1 rRNA gene is annotated in these 3,077 nt (G+C 49.8%); it reads left to right on the top strand.

From position 1 onward, the window contains the following. Positions 1–126: 126 nt before the first annotated feature. Positions 127–3,004: ribosomal RNA gene (locus EOK74_RS20540) — 23S ribosomal RNA — on the top strand. Positions 3,005–3,077: the final 73 nt, after the last annotated feature.

Below are 3,077 nucleotides of genomic sequence, written 5' to 3'. Positions count from 1 at the left end.
TTACACCTAACCTTGGATAAAAGGCCAAGGGGTAGACGAGTTGTTTGATTTATCTCTGACGTTACTGAGATAAAGAAGGATAACGTGTTGTTACTAAGGTAACAAAGAGGTCATTTGGGGTTGTATGGTTAAGTGACTAAGCGTATACGGTGGATGCCTAGGCAGTTAGAGGCGATGAAGGACGTGTAAGTCTGCGAAAAGCTGTGGGGAGCCGACAAAATGCTTTGATCCACAGATGTCCGAATGGGGGAACCCAATCCTTAGGGATTATCTGCAACTGAATACATAGGTTGTAGAGGCAAACGAGGGGAACTGAAACATCTAAGTACCCTTAGGAAAAGAAATCAATTGAGATTTCCCTAGTAGCGGCGAGCGAACGGGAAACAGCCGAGATTTTAAGAAGTAGTGGAATGAGTTGGAAAGCTCAACGGTACAGGGTGATAGTCCCGTACACAAAGCGTCTTATAATCCATATTAAGTAGGTCGGGACACGTGTTATCTTGACTGAAGATGGGGGGACCATCCTCCAAGGCTAAATACTCCTAACTGACCGATAGTGAACTAGTACCGTGAGGGAAAGGCGAAAAGAACCCCTGTGAGGGGAGTGAAATAGAACCTGAAACCGTATACGTACAAGCAGTGGGAGCCTACTTGTTAGGTGACTGCGTACCTTTTGTATAATGGGTCAGCGACTTATATTTAGTAGCAAGGTTAACCGAATAGGGGAGCCGTAGCGAAAGCGAGTGTTAACTGCGCGTTTAGTTGCTAGGTATAGACCCGAAACCCGGTGATCTAGCCATGGGCAGGTTGAAGGTTGAGTAACATCAACTGGAGGACCGAACCGACTGACGTTGAAAAGTCAGCGGATGACTTGTGGCTGGGGGTGAAAGGCCAATCAAACCGGGAGATAGCTGGTTCTCCCCGAAAGCTATTTAGGTAGCGCCTCGGACGAATACCACAGGGGGTAGAGCACTGTTAAGGCTAGGGGGTCATCCCGACTTACCAACCCTTTGCAAACTCCGAATACCTGTGAGTACTATCCGGGAGACACACGGCGGGTGCTAACGTCCGTCGTGAAGAGGGAAACAACCCAGACCGCCAGCTAAGGTCCCTAAATATTACTAAGTGGGAAACGAAGTGGGAAGGCTAAGACAGCTAGGAGGTTGGCTTAGAAGCAGCCATCCTTTAAAGAAAGCGTAATAGCTCACTAGTCGAGTCGGCCTGCGCGGAAGATGTAACGGGGCTAAGTAATATACCGAAGCTGCGGACGCAAACTTAGGTTTGCGTGGTAGGGGAGCGTTGTGTAAGTGGCTGAAGGTGAGCTGAGAGGCTTGCTGGACATATCACAAGTGCGAATGCTGACATGAGTAACGATAATGGGGGTGAAAAACCCCCACGCCGGAAGACCAAGGTTTCCTGTCCCATGCTAATCAGGGCAGGGTAAGTCGGCCCCTAAGGCGAGGCAGAAATGCGTAGTCGATGGGAAACGGATTAATATTTCCGTACTTGGTATATCAGTGAAGGGGGGACGGAGAAAGTTATGCAAGCCTAGCGTTGGTTGTCTAGGTGAAAGTGCGTAGGGTTGAATCTTAGGTAAATCCGGGATTCTACATGCCTGAGACACGAGACGAGATACTACGGTATTGAAGTTGCAAATACTCTGCTTCCAGGAAAAGCCTCTAAACTTATGATATATCGAACCGTACCCCAAACCGACACAGGTGGTCAGGTAGAGAATACTAAGGCGCTTGAGAGAACCTGGGTGAAGGAACTCGGCAAAATCGTACCGTAACTTCGGGAGAAGGTACGCCCCTGTTTGTGATTGGACTTGCTTCATGAGCGAATGGGGGCCGCAGTGAAATGGTGGCTGGAACTGTTTATTAAAAACACAGCACTGTGCTAAATCGAAAGATGACGTATACGGTGTGACGCCTGCCCGGTGCCGGAAGGTTAATTGATGGGGTTAGCGCAAGCGAAGCTCTTGATCGAAGCCCCGGTAAACGGCGGCCGTAACTATAACGGTCCTAAGGTAGCGAAATTCCTTGTCGGGTAAGTTCCGACCTGCACGAATGGCGTAATCATGGCCACGCTGTCTCCACCCAGGACTCAGTGAAATTGAAATCGCAGTGAAGATGCTGTGTACCCGCACCTAGACGGAAAGACCCCGTGAACCTTTACTATAGCTTGGCACTGAACATTGACCCTACATGTGTAGGATAGGTGGGAGACTTTGAAACTTCGTCGCTAGATGGAGTGGAGTCGTCCTTGAAATACCACCCTTGTAGGTTTGATGTTCTAACATTGTTCCCTAATCGGGAATGTGGACAGTGTCTGGTGGGTAGTTTGACTGGGGCGGTCTCCTCCCAAAGCGTAACGGAGGAGCACGAAGGTTGGCTAATCCTGGTCGGACATCAGGAGGTTAGTGCAATGGCATAAGCCAGCTTAACTGCGAGACAGACACGTCGAGCAGGTACGAAAGTAGGTCATAGTGATCCGGTGGTTCTGAATGGAAGGGCCATCGCTCAACGGATAAAAGGTACTCCGGGGATAACAGGCTGATACCGCCCAAGAGTTCATATCGACGGCGGTGTTTGGCACCTCGATGTCGGCTCATCACATCCTGGGGCTGAAGTCGGTCCCAAGGGTATGGCTGTTCGCCATTTAAAGTGGTACGCGAGCTGGGTTTAGAACGTCGTGAGACAGTTCGGTCCCTATCTGGTGTGGGCGTTGGATGATTGAGGGGAGCTGCTCCTAGTACGAGAGGACCGGAGTGGACGAACCGCTGGTGTTCGGGTTGTTTTGCCAAAGGCATTGCCCGGTAGCTACGTTCGGAATTGATAAGCGCTGAAAGCATCTAAGCGCGAAGCGAGCCCCAAGATGAGTCATCCCTGTACGTTTAACGTACCTAAAGGGTTGTTGAAGACTACGACGTAGATAGGCAGGGTGTGGAAGCGTAGCAATGCGTTGAGCTAACCTGTACTAATTGCCCGTGAGGCTTAACCATACAACGCCCAAGTGGCTTTATGCACTAAGCGTTGTGAGTGACAAGTAACACCATAGAAAATAGAGTAAGACTA

The organism is Paraglaciecola marina (genome assembly GCF_004360155.1).
Classification (GTDB): Bacteria; Pseudomonadota; Gammaproteobacteria; order Enterobacterales; family Alteromonadaceae; genus Paraglaciecola; species Paraglaciecola marina.
The sequence above is the reverse complement of the archived record's forward strand: the minus strand, read 5'-3'. Positions and strand labels throughout refer to the sequence as shown.